14 protein-coding genes are annotated in these 22,387 nt (G+C 34.9%); 5 read left to right on the top strand and 9 right to left on the bottom strand.

Features of this window, described 5'->3' with window-relative positions:
• Positions 1-1,010, bottom strand: a 1,010-nt coding sequence (locus HNS40_RS16270) for a lipopolysaccharide assembly protein LapB (protein ID WP_172282772.1), incomplete at its 3' end; no start/stop codon positions are given.
• A gap of 111 nt (positions 1,011-1,121) precedes the next feature.
• Positions 1,122-3,710, bottom strand: coding sequence for a DNA gyrase subunit A (gene gyrA / locus HNS40_RS16265; protein ID WP_172282769.1), 2,589 nt, complete (start codon positions 3,708-3,710; stop codon positions 1,122-1,124).
• A 220-nt stretch (positions 3,711-3,930) separates the two neighbouring features.
• Here gyrA and HNS40_RS16260 point away from each other — a divergent pair, with 220 nt between their 5' ends.
• Complete coding sequence (locus HNS40_RS16260) at positions 3,931-6,477, top strand: ATP-dependent Clp protease ATP-binding subunit (protein WP_172282767.1); 2,547 nt, start codon at positions 3,931-3,933, stop codon at positions 6,475-6,477.
• Positions 6,478-6,552: 75 nt separating this feature from the next.
• Here the strand turns inward: HNS40_RS16260 and HNS40_RS16255 are convergent, their stop codons facing one another.
• The 3 genes from HNS40_RS16255 to HNS40_RS16245 all read right to left on the bottom strand — a co-directional run bounded on the left by HNS40_RS16255 (position 6,553) and on the right by HNS40_RS16245 (position 8,878).
• The gene (locus HNS40_RS16255) at positions 6,553-7,560 is read right to left on the bottom strand and encodes an FAD:protein FMN transferase (protein WP_172282764.1); all 1,008 of its coding nucleotides are present in this window, start codon (positions 7,558-7,560) and stop codon (positions 6,553-6,555) included.
• Positions 7,561-7,569: 9 nt separating this feature from the next.
• Positions 7,570-8,151, bottom strand: a complete 582-nt coding sequence (locus HNS40_RS16250; RefSeq protein WP_172282762.1) for a hypothetical protein — start codon at positions 8,149-8,151, stop codon at positions 7,570-7,572.
• A 109-nt stretch (positions 8,152-8,260) separates the two neighbouring features.
• The gene (locus HNS40_RS16245; RefSeq protein WP_172282760.1) at positions 8,261-8,878 is read right to left on the bottom strand and encodes a hypothetical protein; all 618 of its coding nucleotides are present in this window, start codon (positions 8,876-8,878) and stop codon (positions 8,261-8,263) included.
• A gap of 478 nt (positions 8,879-9,356) precedes the next feature.
• Between HNS40_RS16245 and trpB the strand changes: the two genes are divergently transcribed.
• Positions 9,357-10,547 (top strand): tryptophan synthase subunit beta, encoded by a 1,191-nt coding sequence (gene trpB, locus HNS40_RS16240; protein WP_172282758.1) that lies wholly within the window; start codon positions 9,357-9,359, stop codon positions 10,545-10,547.
• Positions 10,548-10,728: 181 nt separating this feature from the next.
• Here the strand turns inward: trpB and HNS40_RS16235 are convergent, their stop codons facing one another.
• Both HNS40_RS16235 and HNS40_RS16230 read right to left on the bottom strand, forming a co-directional pair.
• Positions 10,729-12,105, bottom strand: a complete 1,377-nt coding sequence (locus HNS40_RS16235) for a tryptophanase (RefSeq protein ID WP_172282756.1) — start codon at positions 12,103-12,105, stop codon at positions 10,729-10,731.
• Between the two features lie 416 nt (positions 12,106-12,521).
• The gene (locus tag HNS40_RS16230) at positions 12,522-13,622 is read right to left on the bottom strand and encodes a 6-phosphofructokinase (RefSeq protein WP_172282753.1); all 1,101 of its coding nucleotides are present in this window, start codon (positions 13,620-13,622) and stop codon (positions 12,522-12,524) included.
• A gap of 311 nt (positions 13,623-13,933) precedes the next feature.
• Between HNS40_RS16230 and HNS40_RS16225 the strand changes: the two genes are divergently transcribed.
• The 3 genes from HNS40_RS16225 (at position 13,934) to HNS40_RS16215 (ending at position 20,042) form a co-directional block, all read left to right on the top strand.
• The gene (locus HNS40_RS16225) at positions 13,934-15,568 is read left to right on the top strand and encodes a HAMP domain-containing sensor histidine kinase (RefSeq protein WP_172282751.1); all 1,635 of its coding nucleotides are present in this window, start codon (positions 13,934-13,936) and stop codon (positions 15,566-15,568) included.
• A 14-nt stretch (positions 15,569-15,582) separates the two neighbouring features.
• Positions 15,583-16,269 (top strand): response regulator transcription factor, encoded by a 687-nt coding sequence (locus HNS40_RS16220; RefSeq protein ID WP_172282749.1) that lies wholly within the window; start codon positions 15,583-15,585, stop codon positions 16,267-16,269.
• Positions 16,270-16,733: 464 nt separating this feature from the next.
• Entirely contained in the window at positions 16,734-20,042 is a 3,309-nt protein-coding gene (locus HNS40_RS16215; RefSeq protein WP_172282747.1) for a GEVED domain-containing protein, read from the top strand.
• A gap of 96 nt (positions 20,043-20,138) precedes the next feature.
• On the opposite strand, the gene HNS40_RS16210 is transcribed toward HNS40_RS16215, so the two are convergent.
• Together HNS40_RS16210 and fahA are read right to left on the bottom strand one after the other, a co-directional pair.
• Positions 20,139-21,014, bottom strand: coding sequence for a flavin reductase family protein (locus HNS40_RS16210; protein ID WP_172282744.1), 876 nt, complete (start codon positions 21,012-21,014; stop codon positions 20,139-20,141).
• A 21-nt stretch (positions 21,015-21,035) separates the two neighbouring features.
• Positions 21,036-22,310 (bottom strand): fumarylacetoacetase, encoded by a 1,275-nt coding sequence (gene fahA / locus HNS40_RS16205; RefSeq protein WP_172282742.1) that lies wholly within the window; start codon positions 22,308-22,310, stop codon positions 21,036-21,038.
• Between the last annotated feature and the right edge of the window lie 77 nt (positions 22,311-22,387).

Below are 22,387 nucleotides of genomic sequence, written 5' to 3'. Positions count from 1 at the left end.
GCAAGTAAAAATTCTTTGCTGGCTTCTTCTTTTAACCTATTGAATTCCTCTTCAGCATCATAAGGTAAATCATTAGCTTTCACAGAAATCTCAACACCTTTATTATAATATAAAGCACCCATATTATAAAGTGCATCTGAATACTCTGGATTTACTTCCAAAGCTTTTTCGTAGCCTAATTTAGCATTTTCAAGATCTCCCATTTGCTCGTAAGACTGTCCTTGAACAAAATATAATGTATAATTTTCTGGAGCTAATTGTATAGCAGATTCTAAATAATTAACTACTTCTTCATATTTCTCTTCAGTTAAAAGAATATTGATTTTAGCAAATACAATATTAGCATCGTTTGGATATTTTGTAATTCCCATTTCCAAAACTTCTTTAGCTCTGTCTATGTTTTCTGTAGTCTTGTAGATATTAGCTAAATCTCCATAAATACCAGAATTGTTATACTCCATAGCAATTAAACTCTCATATCCTTCTATAGCTTCTGGGTACATTTCACCAGAAAAAGCAGACATTGCGGAAGCATAAACAGCTAATGAATCCACACTATTGATAGAATTATTAACAGAAATCGCTTCTTTAAATTCTTTATATGCTGCTGGATAATCATTAGCATTATAATGCTCTAAACCTCTAGCATAATAATTATTGGCAATAATTTTTAAATCGGCCTCTACTTGTTCAGTATAAGTTCCTTTTTCATCTAACTCTATACATTTCATATATCCATCATAAGCTTTTTGTAAAGCATCAGGATCTAAAGCTTTAAATGCATCTAATGGTGTAGTAGCCAATTGAATATAGGTATTACCATAGTAAAACCAAGTTTTAGGATCGTTCATTGTTTTTTCATGACCTACTGCCTTATCTATATTTTCTTTGGCTAAGTCTAACTTACCTTTTCTTAGATAATTATAAGCAGTGGTTCTTGTGCTCTTTTGTGCGCTGGCCATCATAGTTACTGATAGAAATAATAGCGCTAAAAATGTTATCTTCTTCATCTTTATTGATTTTATAAATTTCTCTTTATATTAGAACTGCAAATATGCTTATTAGAAATCATATTTGCAGTCTTTTTTTTTTTTTAGATGCTTATTTGAATATATACTAAATTATTCTTCAGTTACATTCTCATCAGCTTCATCTGCAGTTGTTTCGTTTTCTGTGGCTTCATCTTCCGAAGCTTCTTCTAAAGTTTCAACATCAAGAACTGTGCCATCCTCTATAACCACCAATTCTTCCTCCTCTTCTTCCACATCAACTTTAGCTACAGAGGCGATACTATCACCTTCCTGGATTTTGATTAATCGAACACCTTGAGTATTTCTTCCCATCACTCTTAGTGGATTAGACTCTCCTCCTACAGGAATTCTAATGAGAATACCACTTTTATTGATGATCATTAAATCATTATCGTCGGTTACATTCTTAATTGAGATTAATTTACCAGTTTTATCGGTGATATTAAGAGTACGAACTCCTTTACCACCTCTATTGGTCTCTCTATAATCCTCTAATTTAGAACGTTTACCATAACCTTTTTCAGAAACAACTAAGATATCATAGTCATGAGTTTCTAGGCAAATCATACCTATAACTTCATCCTTATCATTATCGAGTTTAATACCTCTTACTCCAGATGCATTTCTTCCCATCGGACGAACATGGCGCTCATTAAAACGAATAGCTCTACCGCTCTTCACAGCTAAAATAACTTCGTTTTCGCCATTGGTTAATCTGGCTTCTAATAAGGTATCACCATCTCGAACAGTAATGGCATTGATACCATTGGCTCTTGGACGACTATATAACTCAAGAGAAGTTTTCTTGATTACACCTTTTTTTGTTGCTAGAATGATGAAGTTATTCTTTATATAATCTTCATTCTTTAAATCCTTAGTATTGATATAAGCTCTCACTTTATCATCGGGAGGAATATTGATTATATTTTGAATGGCTCTACCCTTGGTTGTTCTAGTTCCTTCAGGAATTTCAAATACCCTCAACCAGAATACTTTTCCTTTCTCGGTGAAGAATAACATATAATCGTGCATACTCGCAACAAAAAGGTGCTCTAAGAAATCTTCATTTCTGGTGCTACTTCCCTTTGATCCTCTTCCACCTCTATTTTGGCGACGGTATTCTGTTAAATTTGTCCTTTTAATATATCCAGCATGTGAAATAGTAATTACTACGTCGTCATCAGGAATAGTATCTTCAATACGGAAATCCGCAGCGCTGTATTCGATTCTACTCATGCGCTCATCACCATATTTATCTCTAATCTCATTAAGCTCTTCTTTAATGATATCCATTCTCATCTCCTTGCTTTCCAAGATGGCTTTCAAGTATTCTATGGTTTTCATTATAGCTTCATATTCTGCTCTTAACTTATCTTGTTCAAGACCGGTCAGTTGACGTAATCTCATTTCAACAATAGCACGAGATTGTATATCGCTTAATTCAAAACGAACAATTAAAGCTTCTCTAGCTTCTTCTGGACTTTTTGAGCCACGAATAATTTTAATTACCTCATCAATATTATCAGAAGCAATAATCAAACCTTCTAAGATATGAGCTCTTTTCTCTGCTTGTTTTAATTCATATTGAGTCCTTTTGACAACCACATCATGCCTATGTTCAACAAAATGATATATTTGGTCTTTAAGGTTCAGTACCTCAGGTCGCCCATGAACTAAAGCAATATTGTTTACAGAAAATGAGGATTGTAGGGCTGTATATTGGTATAATTTATTGAGAACTACGTTAGTATTGGCGTCTCTCTTCAATTCATATACTACACGAATACCATCTCTATCGGATTCGTCTCTAATATCACTAATGCCTTCAATTTTTTTATCGTTAACCAAATCAGCAGTTTTTTTGATCATATCTGCTTTATTCACTTGATAAGGAATACTGTGAGCTATAATCATTTCTTTTCCAGACTTGGTTTCTTCTATGGTGGTTTCGCCTCTCATGACTATTCTACCCTTACCAGTTTCAAAGGCATTAATTACGCCATCGTATCCATAGATGATACCACCGGTTGGGAAATCAGGAGCTTTAATGTATTCCATTAACCCTTTAATATCGATATCATTATTATCAATATAAGCTAAGGTACCATTTACCACTTCTGTTAAATTATGAGGGGGCATATTTGTGGCCATACCAACAGCAATACCGCTAGTACCATTAACAAGCAAATTGGGTATACGTGTAGGTAAAACCGTAGGTTCCTTTAATGAATCATCAAAGTTTAATTGAAAATCAACAGTTTCTTTATCGATATCGATAAGCATATCTTCTGATATCTTTCTTAATCGAGCTTCTGTATAACGCATAGCAGCAGGGCTATCACCATCAATAGAACCAAAGTTACCTTGGCCATCAACTACAGGGTATCTTAAAGACCATTCCTGAGCCATTCTTACCATTGCATCATATACTGAAGAATCACCATGTGGGTGATACTTACCAAGCACCTCTCCCACGATTCTCGCTGATTTTTTATACGGTCTATTAGATAAAACGCCCAAATCAAGCATACCATACAATACTCGTCTGTGAACTGGTTTTAAACCATCACGAACATCAGGTAGAGCTCTGGAAACAATAACAGACATAGAGTAATCTATGTATGCAGCTTTCATTTGATCAGATATCCCTACCTTAATTATTCTTTCTCCTTCGTGCATAGAATTAAATTGTAATTTGAGTAGTATTTAAACATAAGATTTCATATCTTATATAAGGACGCGAAGATAGTTAAATTCTTTCAAAATACCTTTGAAATGATGAAGTAAAGAATGAACAATTTTAACAAGTTCTTGTTGAAAAAATAGAACATCACAATCAAATTACCTCTATTTTTGTCAATAGTTTTGATTGACTTAATATTATTCTAAAAAGAGCTTTATGGAAGCAAAATTCTCCGCCCGAGTTAGGGAAGTACTATCACTCAGTCGGCAAGAGGCTATTCGCCTCAAAAACAACTATATAGGTGTTGAGCATCTCTTTCTTGGTATCATAAAAGAAGGAAATGGGATGGCCTATAAGATGTTATCCGACTTGGGATTACCCATTGATACACTAAGATTAAAAATAGAAAAAACAATTGCTTCAGAAAGCGAAACTTATTCTTCATCACAAAATATTCCTTTTGTCCGTCAAGCCGAAAGAATAATTAAACTCACATATTTGGAAGCTCGCCGTTTTCAGTCTCAACAAGTGGGTACTGAACATTTATTATTGGCTATTTTAAAAGACCCAGATAATATTGTTACTCAGATGTTGGATAAGAACCAGATTGATTATTCTAAAATTACTACTCTTGTGCAAGAATATAGTAGTGGAAAAGAAGAAGAGACACAAGATAAAATAGATCCTATAGAAGACCAATATCCTGGAGGATTTCCTCCAGAGCCAGATGAAGGTAGTGGGAAATCCCAAAAAACCAATAAGCCTAGCAAAAAAGATGGGGATCCTAAATCTTCAACTCCAGTTTTAGATAATTTCGGTCGTGATTTAACCCGATTAGCCGAGGAGAATAGATTAGACCCCATTGTTGGAAGAGAAAGTGAGTTGGAACGTATTGCTCAAATTCTAAGCCGTCGTAAAAAAAACAATCCAATTTTAATTGGGGAACCAGGTGTTGGCAAGTCTGCTATAGCCGAAGGTTTGGCCATTAGAATTGTGAGTCGTCAGGTAAGCCGAGCTTTATTTAATAAAAGAATATTTACCCTAGACTTAGCATCTATTGTCGCAGGAACGAAATATAGAGGTCAATTTGAGGAAAGAATGAAAGCTATTTTAAATGAATTGGAGAAAAATCCCAATATCATATTATTTATAGATGAAATTCATACTATCGTTGGTGCAGGTAATGCTTCAGGTTCTTTAGATGCCTCAAATATGTTTAAACCAGCCTTGGCTCGTGGAGAACTCCAATGTATTGGTGCAACCACTTTAGATGAATATCGCCAAACCATTGAAAAAGACGGTGCTTTAGAAAGAAGATTCCAGAAAATCATTGTGGATGCCACCTCTCCTGAAGAAACAGAAACCATTCTATCTAATATTAAAGAACGATATGAAGATCATCACTTAGTGCGTTATTCTGACGAAGCTTTAAAAGCATGCGTTCAGTTAACCAACAGATATATGAGTGATCGATTCTTACCAGACAAAGCTATTGATGCTTTAGATGAAGCTGGAGCTCGTGTTCATATCACTCATATGAATGTGCCTGATGGTATCATTAAAATAGAAGGAAAAATTGAGGAGGCTATTCAGAAAAAGAAAAATGCTATTAAAAAGCAACAATTTGAACAAGCTGCGCAGTTAAGGGATAATGAACGAGAATTACAAGAAGAATTAGACTTAGCCAAACGCAAATGGGAACAAGAAACTCAGATAAATAGAGAGGAAGTTACTGAGCAAGATGTGGCTGAAGTGGTTGCTATGATGACCGGTGTTCCTGTACAAAGAATTGCCCAAAAAGAAGGTGATAAACTGCAGAAAATGGAAGATGACTTGGCCGAATCAGTTATTGGTCAATTCGATGCTATACAGAAAGTTACAAAGGCTATTAGAAGGAATCGTGCAGGATTAAAAGACCCTAGCAAACCCATTGGAACTTTTATATTTTTAGGCCCTACTGGTGTGGGTAAAACTTATCTAGCAAAAATACTCGCAGAATATATGTTCGACTCCGCCGACACCTTAATCCGTATCGATATGAGTGAGTATATGGAGAAATTTGCAGTAAGTAGATTGGTGGGCGCTCCTCCTGGCTATGTGGGCTACGAAGAAGGAGGCCAGTTAACCGAGAAAGTTCGCCGCAAACCCTACTCTATCATCTTACTTGATGAAATTGAGAAAGCACATCCCGATGTTTTCCACATGATGCTACAAGTATTGGATGATGGGCAACTCACTGATAGTTTTGGAAGAAAGGTAGATTTTAAAAATACCATTATCATTATGACTTCTAATATTGGTAGTCGTCAGTTGAAAGACTTCGGTACTGGTGTTGGATTTAATACCCAAGCTCGTCAAGGCAATAAGTCGGCACATACACAAGGTGTTATAGAAAATGCTTTGAAGAAAGCTTTTGCACCTGAATTCTTAAACAGAATTGATGATGTCATTGTGTTCAATAATTTAGAAAGAGATGATATTCATAAGATTATCGACATTGAGCTCAAGGGACTTTATCAGCGTATCCACGATTTAGGATATAAGATTAGAGTGACTGAGAAGGCTAAAGATTTCTTAGCTGAAAAAGGCTGGGATCCTCATTTTGGTGCAAGACCCTTAAAGCGTGCTATTCAAAAATATATTGAAGATGAGTTGGCAGAAGAGATTATCAAAACTAAATTGGAAGAAGGCGATACTATTGCAATCGACTACAGTAAAAAGCTGGAAAAGATTGTGATTAAGATTACTAAGAAAAAGAAATAATAATTCTTTTCTATAAAATGCAAAAAATCCCCTGTTCGCTTGAAAAGGGGATTTTTTATTATTTGTTTTTCTAGTTTACTCACTGCCAACCGAAATATATTCCTCAAAACTTTTACTCATAGCTGTTTTTAGTTCCCCATCTTCATCATACATTAAGTATACCTTGATATGAGGATGAATTTCTGCATATTTTAAGGTTTTTTCCACTCCTAACACCATAAAAGCAGTAGCGTAGGCATCGGCTTCTCCAGCTGAGGGAGCAATGACGGTTGTACTTAAAAGACTATGTGTAACAGGGAATCCTGTTTTTGGATCCAAGCTATGTGCATATTTTTTCCCGTCTAGCTCATAAAACTTTCTATAATTTCCTGATGTGGCTACAGCTGCATCTTTTAGGCTAATGATTCTATTATAAAAGCGCTCCTCAGCACCATCTTCAGGAATCTCTATGCCAATTTTCCAATGATCACCATTGGGCTTTTGTCCACTTGCATAAATTTCACCTCCAAGGTCGATCAGGAAATCATTAATCCCATTAGATTTGAAATATTTAGCTAAAACATCAACTGCATACCCTTGTGCAATGGCATTAAAGTTAAGTTGAATATGTGGATTCTGCTTAATCAGCTTTCCATTTATAATAGAGATTTGATGATAGTCCACATATTGTTTTAGACTATCAATTAGCGCATGATTTACAGAATCGGGCTTCTCAAAGGTTCCAAACCCCCAAACGTTGGCCAAAGGAGCAATAGTCATATCAAAGCTGCCTTCTGTTTCTCCTGATATTTTTTGAGAAAGGTTAAAGTTCTCAATGAACCAATCGTCTAATTCCACCTCTTCGTTCCTGTTTATTTTACTTACAATACTATTGGGCTGATAAACAGAAACAGATTGATCAAAAGCATTTAATAGGCTATCCACCTCATTTTGGAAATCGCGAGAATCAGTCTCGTAATAGTTAATGGCATAATAAGTTCCTTGAGCTGTACCAGTAAAATGCACCTTTTTTAACGGTTTTTCTTGGCAACCAAATAGTAATCCAAAACTAAGTAAGGAAATTACGAAATAATATTTTTTCATAGAAATTATTTAGAATCGGAAACCCATACGAACACTTGGTGTGGCCATAGGTTGCACTCCATCACCAGTTTTTTGATCTCGCGACATGAAACCCACTCCTAAATTCACAGAAAAGATAAAGTTTTTAGTGGGCTCATAGATAAATCCATTATTCAGTAAAAAAGCTGTGTGAATGTATTCCTCTTTCACATCTTTTTCTTCAGTATAGCCGTCATAATAAGAATAATCAATGCCTTCATAGTGAGCTGAAATCACTCTTACTTCTGGTCCCACGAAATATCTAATTTTACCTTGACCTGTAGGATATAATTTCATACCTAAACCACCCCACCAATTCACTTGGTCTCCATAAACATCATCGGCTTCACCAATAGCAATTGAAAATGGAATATTGATCGACATATTTCCTTCATCTCCAAATATATGCTCATATTCGAAACTTACTCGTTTTAATACCACATCTGATAACATAATAGAGATATTATTTCTTCCAAAAGCAGCTTCATCCTGCTCTTTATCAGAATCGTGTTTCTGAGCATGAATGCTCAATACTGAAAAAACCATCATTAATAATAGAGAATACTTTTTCATATTGTTTATTTTTTTGTTTCTTATAAATACATAGACCAATATCAAATATTGGAGTTGCTTGATTGAGCAAATATCAGAAATTTATTAAAGACTTTGTAATAATTTCAATTTAGAAGCTATAACCCATTTTAAACGCTGGAGAAACAATTGCATTTATACTATTCTCATGATTGCCATAGGCTCCAACTCCTATCTTAACACCCATAAACAATTGCTTGATGGGATAATATTTAATTCCTACATCCACTAAAAAAGCTGCATAGGCGTATTTGATTTCTTGAACTTCCTCACTTGGAGAAAAATCTGATGAAATATAGTCATACTCCTCATAGTAATAATAATCATTTCTATGGGTAGCACCACCAAACCTGATTTCAGGACCGAAAAAGAATTTAACTTTAGTGGGTTTAGCAATGGGGTGAAACATAAATCCAAATCCTACATACCAATCTGATTCATCTTTAAAATCATCTAAATCTCCAATTGGAGAATAGTTATAACTATAATCATCCGCAGAACGATGAATCTCACCAAAACGATAAGATAATGGAATAATTACAGACATATTTCCATTTTTAGTCATTCGTTCATAATCTATGGTAAAACGCTGTAACCCCATATCTATTAAATTCCAAGATATATTATTCCTTGTCTGAACATCATACTGGGCAAAAACCTGAGGAAGGAAAACAATTACTGTCAAGATTAGAAAAATGCATTTTTTCATGATAAGGATGTTTTATTCTTAGAGTCATATTTTTCTCAAATGTATAAATTATATCATAAAGTAATGGCTTCCTTATTCATCTTTATAGTAAAAAATTTAAAATCACAACGCATTGTTTATCAATAACATTGCTCAGAAATAATAAATTTACTTGAATAAATATCAAAAAAAGTATTTGCCAAATAAAAATAAATACTAGTTTTGTAACATGATTATAGCGATGAATAATAGATTTTGGTGGTGGCTTTCATTTCAATTCGAAATAGGAAAGTAACCCAGTATATCTATATTTAAAATATACAGCCGAAGGTGAAAACCTTCGGCTTTTTTTGTGCATTAATTTTTAAATTATAATAAATGAAAACTAAATTCTCCTTTTGGATAGAAAAAATCATATTTCGATGGCATCCGTTTATCATTAAATAGACAACCAATTATCGAAAAAAAATAATGATTAATTCAAAAAATATAGCTTAAAATGGAAAATATTACAACAAAACAAACAGAACAAGATTTCGCATCAGTTAATGGTAAATTTGGAGATTATGGGGGAATGTTTGTACCACCTGTTTTAGAGGGGAAATTATTAGAGTTGGCTGAGCAATTCGAGAAATACAGTAAAGACAGTAGTTTCGAACAAGAATATATCTATTACTTGAAGAATTTTGTGGGAAGACCTTCTCCCCTATATTATGCCCATCGCTTGAGCCAACATATTGGTTCTAAGGTATATTTAAAAAGAGAAGATTTAAATCATACTGGTTCGCATAAAATCAATAATACAATTGGGCAGATTTTACTAGCCAAAAGAATGGGGGCAACTGAAATAGTTGCGGAAACAGGTGCAGGTCAACATGGTGTAGCCACCGCGACTGCAGCTGCATTATTCGGTATGAAATGCAAGGTATTTATGGGTGCCAAAGATGCCGAGCGCCAAAAGATGAATGTGAGTAGAATAAAGCTTCTAGGTGCTGAAATGGTATTAACTGAATCAGGAACAGCTACATTGAAAGATGCAGTTGACGCAGCCTTAGGTTATTATATTGAGAATCCACATGTATTTTATTTATTAGGGTCGCAGGTTGGACCCCATCCCTATCCTACTATGGTTGGTTTTTTTCAATCGGTGATTGGTAAGGAAACCAAAAAGCAGTTTATTGAGAAAGAAGGAAGATTGCCAGATAATCTATTTGCATGCATTGGAGGAGGCTCAAACGCAATAGGACTCTTCGGTGATTTCTTAAAAGACCGTGAAGTTGCCATTCATGCTGCAGAAGGTGGAGGAAATGGAGTATTAGGGGATACGGCTGCTACACTTAGCCTCGGAAAACCAGGCGTATTTCAAGGAACATTTAGCTATGCATTAACTGATGAGAATGATGAGATATACCCATCGCATAGCATTGCTGCAGGATTAGATTATCCCGGGGTGAGCCCACAACATGCTTTACTCAAAGATACTGGTCGTGCTCATTATCATATTGTTACCGACGATGAAGCCATTGAAGGATTTAAACTATTAAGTAAATTAGAAGGTATAATTCCTGCCATTGAATCCTCTCATGCTATTGCTCTTGCAGCTAAACTACTCAAAGGAAAAACTGGTCAGGTGAGTGTGATCAATCTTTCGGGTCGTGGAGATAAAGATGTGGAGCGTGATTTGATGTAGAAGACGGATGCTGGATGCTGGATGGCAACATTTAGTAGTTGGAAGATATATGAGATTGAATAGATTTTCCAAATATGGACAAGCTTTAACTTCGTGTTTCTTTCTTCAATCCCGAAAACAAAAAAAGAGATGTTACTGCCAGGGCAACAACATCTCTTTTGATTTCATCTAGAGGTTAGAACTAGAGTCTTTCCAATTCCACAGTAAAGTGGCGCATGATTGGAGCTTCTTTAGTGATTTTCACGCCAGAAGTGATTTCTTCGCGGCGATCGAAAACATTCTTCAGAGCGGCTGCGATATATTCCATATGGTTATTGGTATAAGTTCTTCTAGGAATAGCTAATCTTAATAACTCTAATTCAGGATATCTATTTTCTCTTGTAATAGGATCTCTATCAGCTAAAATCGCTCCGATCTCTACTCCTCTTACTCCACCTTCTATATACAATTCCACTGCAAGTGTTTGAGCAACGAAATCTTCTTTGGGCAATTCAGGAAGGAATCTTTTGGCATCCACAAAAATAGCATGCCCTCCAAATGGTTCTTGAATAGGAATACCATATTCTTTTAACTTGCTACCTAAATAGGCTACTTGTCCAACTCTAGATTCTAAGAACGGAAACTCAGTACCTTCATCTAATCCTTGAGCTAAAGCATTCATATCTCTTCCCGACATTCCTCCGTATGTAATATAGCCTTCAAAAATGATTCCAAAAACACTAGCTTGCTTATATAAATCTTCATCTTTAAATCCTATGAATCCTCCCATATTTACAATGGCATCTTTTTTAGAACTCATGGTCATGGCATCAGCGTAGGTATACATTTCCTTCACAATCTCTTTGATAGTTTTGTCAGCATAACCAGGTTCTCTTGTTTTGATGAAATATGCATTTTCAGCAAAACGAGCAGAATCAAACATCACTAGTGTTCCATATTTCTTACAAAGGGCGTGAACATCTTTAATATTTTGCATGCTTACAGGCTGTCCTCCAGATGAATTACATGTTACTGTAATAATAACCATAGGAATCTGAGCCATAGGATAATCATTGAAAGTTTTTTCCAACTTGGCTAAGTCTATATTTCCTTTAAAATCGTGTTGTACAGTAGTATCAAAAGCTTCATCAATAGTACAATCTACTGCCTTTGCCTTTCTAAATTCGATATGACCTTTTGTAGTATCAAAATGGCTGTTGCCAGGAATAATGTTTCCTTCTTTTACCAAAACAGAAAATAATACATTCTCAGCTGCTCTTCCTTGGTGTGTTGGTAAGAAATAATCGAAGCCTAAAATATTTTTGATGGCAGCTTTCATTTTATAGAAAGAGCTAGCACCAGCATAACTCTCATCACCAATCATCATTTCTGACCACTGTTTATCACTCATAGCTCCAGTACCACTATCAGTTAAAAGGTCAATAAAAACCTGTTCACTTTTAAGATTGAATAAATTATATTTTGCGTCTTTGATCCACTTTTCACGTTCTTCGCGTGTACTTCTTTTTATAGTTTCAACCATTTTAATTTTAAATGGTTCTGCGTAAGGTAATTGCATAACAAAATTCTTTTTTTAATGAAATAAAATAATAATGAGAAATAATTGGTCATCTAATGTGATACCGATAAGTATCTAAAAGATGTTATTTAGAAAAAATAGCATTTGAATCATCAAAATACTATAAGTAAAACCATTTTACTATGGTTTTAAAAAGAGTAATGAAAGTTATCGCGATTCTTAATATTTAAAAAGCGATTTAGAATTAAGTATTTCAAAAATAGTTTTGTCATTTTCTGTTTTGAAGAATTGCAAATTTACAAAAAAAATGATTTTCATATCTAGTTATTCTAAAATTAAGTAAAACTCTATTGTTTTAAAAAATTTACACCAACATTTACAAATACAAGGCAAAAAAAATCCTGCATCACTAGTGATACAGGATATAAATATGGTATGATTGTAAATTTATTATTTTAAACTTCAGCTCCTAAGCATATATCTAATCCTTTAACAGTTTGGATAATTCTATTGTCAAGAGTAACAAAGTTAGGTTTGTCTATAGCATCTTTCAATGGAACTGAAACAATGTCTGGATGCTGGTAAGAAACCATTTTTCCAAATTCTTCTTCTAAGACCATCTCGAATGCTTTAACACCAAACTGGGCTGCTAAAACTCTATCGTAAGCTACAGGTACACCACCTCTTTGTAAGTGTCCTAGCATGACATCTCTCATATCAGCTTTCATTCCAGCATCTTTTAATTCTCTAAGAACCTGGTGAACAATACCGCCTAATTTAAGGTTTTCGTATCCTACTTCTTGGCTTCTTTCGTAGTGCATAGTTCCTTCAGCAGGTCTTGCTCCTTCAGAAACCACCATAATTCCGAAGCCTCTATCCTTATAGAAACGGCTTTCTAATTTTTCCTTAACTAATTTAATATCATAAGGAATTTCAGGAATCAAACATACATCGGCACCACCAGCAATTGCAGCATTTAATGCAATCCAACCGGCATAACGTCCCATCACCTCCATACCGAAAACACGGTTATGTGAAGCAGCCGTAGTTACTAATTTATCTAGTGCTTCAGTAGCAATTTGAACAGCTGTCTGATAACCAAAAGTAGAATCGGTAGCAGAAAGGTCATTATCAATAGTTTTTGGAACACCAATAACATTCAACCCCATTTCGAAAAGTTTCTGAGAAATAACCTGACTACCATCTCCACCAATATTGATAACTGCATCAATACCCATGAACTGTAGCTTACGAAGCATTTCTTCTGAACGATCTACACTAATCCAATTTCCTTTTTTATCTTTAATAGGCCAAGCAAATGGTCCTCCTTTATTTGTTGTTTCAATGATGGTTCCACCTTGATAGTGAATTCCTTTTACAGCGGCTTGGTCTAACACTTTAATTTGTGTAGGCTCCCATAAAACACCATTAAAAGCTTGAATACTTCCAACAACTTCCCAATCTTTCTCTTGTGCTGCTCTTTTAACAATGGCTCTTATTACTGCATTCAGTCCGGGGCAATCTCCACCTCCCGTTAATACTAAAACTCTTTTCATCTCTGATATCTTGTTTAATTAATCTATTTTCGGTTAAATAGTAGCGCAAAAGTAATAATATTTAAATACATGAATCACTTAGTTGGCATCTTCAACTCATTTTTTATCAAGTATTTTCAACCGCAAACGATTGAAGAGGGATATCTTAATTTTAGGTGTAAATCGTAGGCTCTGAAACTCAATCTACTTTATAGGTAATTTATAATTATTGTAAATTTGAAAATATGTTAATCTTTGCTATTAACAAAGGTTAAACTTAGGTTAAAGTGCTATTATCCTTATATCTAATTGTTTAGTTTTGTCTTTCTATTATGAATAAAAGAAAGATACAGATCGTCATCATTTTTAGCATTTTTGCTTTATTGGGTTCCATTGGTATTCAATATTATTGGATTAATATGCTTTATGAACAAAATAGAGTACTATTTGATCAGAATGTAAATAGGGCATTAAAGTTTGCAATAGATGCACTTGACCAACAAGAAAAACTCTATCATATTCAAAGAAGTCATCTCAACACACGCAACATTCACCGAATTAGTATTGAACATGAAATTGAAGAGAATGCTATCATTTTTGCAGATAATGAATTTGAACATTTTCAAGAAGTAGTGATTTCGCAAATGCTGGATAGTATGAGTAATAATATGATTATAGTCAATGCTAATGTAGAAAGGGAATTAGAGTTTTATGACGAAAAGGCGGATTGGGAATTTGTAAATGGAAATGGTAATAACATAGAAACTAAGATTCATATCAAACTCAAAAACGACTCTATTTACCAAAGTTTTGAAGCTAAAGCTGATAGCCTGATACAAGTTCTAGAATACAAAACTATTGCCCTAAGAGATGAAAAAGACAATATCGAAACTACTATAGACCAATTGGTTTGGGAGATGGATGAGTGGAGTAAGCCTTTTATGGATAGCATCCCAAAAAAATTAATACAGGAAGTGATTGAAAAAAGCTTAATAGAATATAATATCCCCAATCAATTTAACTTTGCTATATTAGATAGTTTAAGTGAAGAGACGGTGCTTTATTCTAGCCATGATTTTGACAAGAATTCCTTTAGTTATTTTTCCAATTTATATCCTTATGAACTGATTCCTAGAAAACAACTATTAGCATTACAGGTTAATCGTAAACAACTGTATTTAAACCTCTCTACTCCTATTACTTTATCTATTGCTTTCACACTGATGCTGACAATAGGTTTATTACTTATAATTAAAAATCTACTTCACCATCGGAAAATATCTGAAGTTCAAAGTGATTTCATTAATAATATGACACATGAATTTAAAACACCAATCGCTACCATTTCATTGGCTTCTGATTCAATATTAAATCCTATTATTTTAGGTAACAAAGATAAAGTCAGCTATTTCACAGGCATGATAAAAAAAGAAAACAGGAGGATGAATAGGCTGGTGGAGAAGATATTACAAATGGCTAGATTAGAAAGCAAAGAGTTGAAACTCGAAAAACAAACCATTGATGTTCATGAAGTTTTGCAGAATATAGTGGAAAACACACAAATAAAACTTGAGGACAAAGGGAATATTTCTTCTGATTTCCAAGCAAATACCTTTGAAGTATTAGCAGACCAAGTACACCTAATAAATGTATTCTATAATTTATTGGACAATGCCATCAAATATTCTGAAGAGCCTGTTCAGATAAAAATAGCCACTTCGAATACAAAATATCACCTTTCTATCAATATTAGTGATAAGGGTAAAGGGATGAATAAAAAAGAGTTACAGTATATTTTCGATAGGTTTTATAGAATTGAAGCGGGAAATGTACATAATATTAAAGGATATGGATTGGGACTCACCTATGTAAAAGCTATAATAGAAAAACATGGTGGAAGTATTCATGTGAAAAGTGAATTGGGCATAGGTAGTAGTTTTGAAATTCGACTACCCATTAAGAAATAAGAGAAAGGAAAAAAATGAAAATATTTTTATTAGAGGATGACAAAAGTTTTGGTGAAGTTTTAAAAGCATATTTAGAGATTCACAAGTTTGAGGTGTTTTGGGTCCAAGACGGACAAGAAGCTATAGATAAGTTCGACGAGTCAAAATTTGACTTCTGCATACTCGATGTGATGCTCCCTAATGTTGACGGCTTCTCAGTAGCACAAAGTATCAGGAGCCAAGCCCCTGAAATTCCATTCATTTTCCTGACAGCCAAAACTTTAAAAGAAGACGAAGTAAAAGGCTATGAACTTGGTGCCGACGATTATATCAAAAAGCCATTTGATTCTGAAGTATTAATTTATAAAATCAAAGCGATATTAGGAAGAAAAACTCTAAAAAAGCCCACTGACAGCCATGAATTTGAGATTGGAATCTTCCATTTTAGTTCTATGATTAGAGAATTACTCAATACCAGCACTGAAGAGAGTATTAAATTAAGTCCTAAGGAAGCTGAACTACTCAGGTTATTATTACTTAATTTGGGTGAAGTATTACCACGGGAAGAAGCCTTAAAGCAAATATGGGGAGATGATAATTACTTTACTACTCGAAGCATGGATGTATATATTACAAAGCTTCGTAAATTCCTAAAAGCTGATAGTCGATTGCAGATTATCAATATCCATGGAAGTGGGTATCGATTGTTTCTTCAGGAGTAAGAATTACTTTTTCTATAAAAAGCCCCATTCCTTTTCTGAAATGTATTTTCTAAATTATTATACATCAATCATTTGAATTTATACAATTCGATTCTTCAAAAAATATTGTTTACATAATTTTGAGCAGCTATAACTGCAATTGTCAACAGACATGCTTTTTCAAATACAATCCCTATTAAATATTTAATGACCTTATAGGTAAAGCTATTAATATATACTTTATCCATAGATTATTCATTTGCTTATATATAACGTTTAAGTATTTTATTATTTCAACAATTGTTAATAACTAATTCATACCAAAGGGGTACGCTTTTGACAATTCTGGTATTAATAGATAAGCCGCTATTAAAATTCGCCATTGCCCACACAAGCAATTATCAATTTTTGCTGCTTTTACCAATCACGACCATCTTTGACCATAACACATCAAAACACTCAATTTATTAATTAAAATCACAATTATGAAGTTTTTAAATTACTATGTTATGGTAGTATTAGGAGTTTTAATTCTATCTAATGGTTCCTTTGCGCAAAATGTTACTCAAAAATCAACACTCCTCAATTTTGCCAACGAAAAGGCTCAGTCATTCACGGTTAAAAAAGCAGAAGCTTTAAGGTATGCAAAAAAAAACGATATTCCAGTTTTCATAGAAAATGATGAGGTATTTATGGAATTAATGTCTATCGATTTCTATGGAAACCCTCAGTATTATAGGACTGAAAATGAAGTGGCAGCTAAAACCATCTCTACAAATAAGGTACATACTGGAGGTGGTTCCGGGTTAAATCTTAATGGCTCTGGAATGACTGTCCATGAATGGGATGGTGGAGCCATCCGCACTTCTCATCAGGAATTGACAGGAAGAGTTACCCAAGTCGATGGTGCAACGACCACTCATTATCATGCACAGCACGTGGCCGGAACATTAATTGGTTCTGGAGTAGTTTCTAGTGCAAAAGGGATGGCCCCTCAAGCGCAACTGCGTGCTTTCGATTGGAATAGTGATGAGTCGGAAATGGCTACAGAAGCAGCTAATGGAGCTCTGGTTTCTAATCATAGTTATGGATATGGTCGAGGATGGTCTTGGAATGGATCTAGCTGGGTTTGGTATGGAACTACGAGTATCAGTTCACAAGAGGATTATCTCTTTGGGTTCTACGATACACAAGCGAGAGATTGGGATATTATCGCACACAACGCTCCTAATTATTTAATTGTAAAATCGGCTGGTAACGATCGCGGTGACGGACCAACAAACGGTAGTTATCCTCAAGATGGGCCTTACGATTGTATTTCACACTCTGGTGTCTCTAAAAATATATTGACAGTTGGTGCAGTCGAAGATATTTCAAGTGGCTATAGCCAAGTATCTGACGTAGTGATGAGTAGCTTTAGTTCTTGGGGACCTTGCGATGACAGTAGAATTAAACCTGATATCGTAGCTAATGGGGTTGGTTTATATTCAGCAGATGATGACAATGACTCTGATTACCAATCACTAAGTGGAACTTCAATGTCATCTCCATCCACCACAGGTTCCCTCCTCTTATTACAGGAGCACTATAATAATTTAAAAGGAGGAAACAATTTCATGAAAGCTGCTACATTAAAAGCACTTGTCATTCATACTGCCGATGAAGCTGGTACTAATATTGGACCTGACTACCAATTTGGATGGGGATTAATGAACACACTAACAGCAGCTCAAACCATTACAGAAGACCAAAGTTTAAATGTGTTGGACGAGTTAAATCTGGCGAACGGTGCAAATTACCAAAGAACAGTTATTGCCAAGGGAAACGAACCTATTAAGGTGACTATAGTTTGGACAGATGTAGCAGGAACGCCAACTTCAAATTCTTTAGATCCAACAACTGCAATGCTAGTAAATGACTTAGATTTAAGGTTAAGTAATGGCGGAACCACTCATTATCCATGGTCATTAACAGCTAGTTCTCCTTCTGCTGCCGCTACCAATAACGGAGAAAACAATAGAGATAATGTGGAAGTTGTATACATTGCTAATCCTACTGCTGATGCTTCTTATACTATTACTGTAGATCACGATGGAACCATAAGTGGTGGAAATCAAGATTTCTCTATCATTATTAGCGGAATTAAAACTGCATCTACGCAGCCACCGGTGGCTAACTTTACCCAAAGTGCAACAAATATCAATACTGGTCAAAGCATTAGCTTCACCGATCAAACAACCTATGGCCCAGGCGCTTGGTCTTGGAGTTTTCCTGGTGGAACACCTTCAAGCTCAACTGATCAAAATCCAACCGTTACTTATCAAACTTCTGGCACATATTCTGTTACTTTAACAGCCACAAATGCTAGTGGAAGTGATACTGAAACTAAAAGCAATTTAATATCTGTTAGTCAAGCCCCCATTACTTATTGTAATTCCCAAGGAAATGATTTTAGCTATGAGTGGATTTCAAAAGTAGTGATGGGTAGTTTTACAAAAAGCTCTGGAGCTACAGGATATTCTGATTTTACAGGTGATATTGTTTCCCTGAACCAAGGAGAAAATGTAGCTGTTACTTTAACTCCATCTTTCAAAAGTAGTACTTATGCAGAATATTGGAAAATTTGGATTGACTATAATAAGGATGGCGATTTTGAGGATGCTGGAGAGGAAGTTTTCAGTGGAAATGGTAGTGCTGTTGTTGCAGGGAGTTTTACAGTGGACAATGGTGCAACGGGAAGCACGAGAATGAGAGTTACTATGAAGTATAATGCCAACCCAAGTTCATGTGAAACCTTCTCCTATGGTGAAGTAGAAGATTATACGGTAACTTTTAGTGCTCCATTAGCTCCAATTGCTGCTTTTTCGGCTTCAACAACAGTAATAAATGCTGGAGAAAGCATACAATTTACCGATGCTTCTACCCATAATCCTAGCTCATGGAGCTGGTCATTCACTGGAGGCACACCTTCTATTAGTACAGCCCAAAACCCTAGCATCACTTATAATACTCCTGGCAATTATACTGTAAGCTTAGTAGCAACAAATGCCACAGGAAATGATAACGAAACTAAAACAAATTATATCACAGTAAATGCTGCACCAATTAACTATTGTAGCTCACAAGGTAATAACTTCAGTTATGAGTGGATTAGCAAGGTGACAGTTAACTCTTTTACAAAAAATAGTTCCGGAAGCAGCTATTCTGATTATACAGCTGATGTTATTGATTTAAACTCTGGAAGCAATACCATAAGTTTAAGTCCAGCATTCTCAAGTACTGTTTATAATGAGGTTTGGAGAGTTTGGATTGATTGGAATAGAGATGGTGACTTTGCAGATATTGATGAGGAAGTATTTGCTTCTGCATTAACAAGTGCTTTGGTTTCTGGTAGTTTCAATAGCAAAGCTGGATTTGCTGGCCAAACCAGGATGCGCGTCTCTATGAAATGGAATGCCATACCTACATATTGTGAGTCGTTTAGCTATGGTGAAGTGGAGGATTATACCATCAATGTAAGTACCAGTAATGAGGAATTGTCGTTTGAAGCTTCTCAAATAGCTTATGAAGTCAATATATATCCTAATCCTGCTCAAGATTATTTTATCATTTCACAGAACGAAATATTAGATACTGAAGTCATGATTTATGATATGGAAGGTAGGTTAGTCATGAAAAGAAAGCTTTCTGACTATCAAAATACTTTCAATACAAGTCAACTAGAATCCGGTATCTATATGATACGCTTACATCAAAATGAAGAGCTCCTCAATAGGAAAATTATTATCAACTAATTGGTGAACATGAAAAAAGCGACTCTTTCAGTCGCTTTTTTTCCTTTTATAAATATTAAGTAAAATTTAAAATAAATTGAACTTTATACTTTTCAATCATTGACTTTGCTTCATCAAAAATACTAAAGCATCCCACACCTTACCATTGGCTATTAAATCTTTAGAATAACAAATAGGATTCAACCCTTTTTGTGTCAATCCATTATTCACATATTCTGAAAGATTCTCGTCTTTCAAATCTTCTTTATTGGGTAATCGTTCCACACCAGCTAATTGAGCTTTTTCAGGCTGGCTCCAGTCTCTAGAATCACGAATAAAACTAGGTAATAGATCAAAACCTATTCCTATATGAGCTAAAGGTTTTGGAATTTCAAAAAGAGCATCTCCAATGGTTCTCACATAATAGTTCCCTCCCATTCTACCTACTAAATCTGCAAGGTTGGGATCTACATGTCCATTATAATCTAGAATATTCTCATCAATATGGATTCTTGTCACTTCACAAATTACTAAATTACCAGCTCCACCTTCTGTTCCTGTCTCAATAACTTGTTGAACCTTACATTCATATTGTATGGGTGACTCCTTCACTCTGAATGGTTTTATGGTCTCTGACTCCTGCATGGTAAACCCTGCTTTATCGAACTCATTAACCCCTTTGGGATAGTTTGAACTGGCTAAACTCATCTGCTGAGCCATATCAAAAGTCACCATATTGATGACCACTTCAGGAACTTCTTGAATATTGAAAAAAGTATGTTTGTTTTTATTGTCTTTCCCTCCTCTAGCTGGTGAAAATATTAGAATAGGAGGATTAGCACTAAAAGCATTAAAAAAGCTAAATGGTGATAAATTTGGATTTCCATCTCTATCAATAGTACTTGCAAAGGCAATAGGTCGAGGTGCAATTCCACCCAAAAGTCCATGATGAACCTCTTGTACACTCCTCTCCTTTGGATTTATTGTCATCATTCTAATTCGTCTTTAAATAAATTATTTAGCTGGTAAAATTTTACATACACTTTCACCGAAACCAATTCGTCGTCCATCTTTTTCACAGAAAGCTCTCATGATGATGGTATCTTGATCGTGGATAAACTTTCGTTCTGTTCCATCTTTCATTTTCAAAGGTTTAGTTCCTTTCCATGCTAATTCTAACATGGAGCCATAAGAATCTTCAGTAGGCCCACTTATGGTACCAGAAGCATACATATCTCCTGGCTTTACATTGCAACCATTAATGGTTTGATGAGCCAATTGCTGATTCATATTCCAATACATATACTTGTAATTAGAATTGCAAACCACAGATTCCTCAGCACTTTCTGGCTGAATAGCAACTTGGAGATTAATATCAATATTCTTATCTCCTTCATATTCTAAATAGGGAAACACTTTTGGATTTTGCACAGGACCAGCTACACGATAAGCTTTCAAAGCATCAAGGGTTACTATCCATGGAGAAATTACAGACCCAAAGTTTTTAGAAAGAAAGGGACCTAAGGGAACATATTCCCATGTTTGAATATCTCTGGCCGATAAATCGTTAAATATTACCATGCCAAAGATGTGTTTCTCTGCATCTTCTGTTGTTATATGGTCACCCAATTTATTTCCTTGACCAGTGATAAAAGCCATTTCCAATTCGAAATCGACTCTTTGACTGGCACCAAATTTTGGTGGTTGTTCAGGATCTAATCGAGTTTGTCCTTTTGGGCGATGAATATCTGTACCACTTACCACAATACTACTTGCTCTACCATGATAACCTACTGGAAGATATTTCCAGTTTGGGAAAAGTGCATTTGCAGGATCGCGGAACATAGTGCCCACATTAGTGGCATGCTCAATACTACTATAAAAGTCGGTATAATCTCCAACTTTAACTGGCATCTCCATCTGAACATCTGAAATTGGAATTAGATATTTTGCATGAATATCTTCTTCATCTCTTATTTCGGTATTAGCCGATTGAAAAAGCTCGATAACTCTATTTCTCACACTTGTCCAACTCTCATTACCCAATTCCATAAATGGATTTAAAGTAGTTTTGTGAAATACTGTCCCATTTCCAAGTGGCAAATCGTTGAACCATCCATCCTCTCCCAATTGTGCTAAATCTAGAACAAAATCTCCTAACCTACTTCCACATCTTGTTTCTCCTTGATAAGTAAAAACTCCGAAAGGAATATTGTGAATACTGAAATCACTATCATCGGGAATATCTACCCATGAACTTAATCCTTTTGTATTAAATATATTTTCCATTATTTGTTAATTTCTGTGTTTTAATCAAGTTTGAAGTCAGAAATCAGTAGTACCAAATAGTTTAGAAACATTAGTTT

The organism is Lentimicrobium sp. S6, from assembly GCF_013166635.1.
Lineage (GTDB): Bacteria > Bacteroidota > Bacteroidia > Bacteroidales > UBA12170 > UBA12170.
The sequence above is the reverse complement of the archived record's forward strand: the minus strand, read 5'-3'. Positions and strand labels throughout refer to the sequence as shown.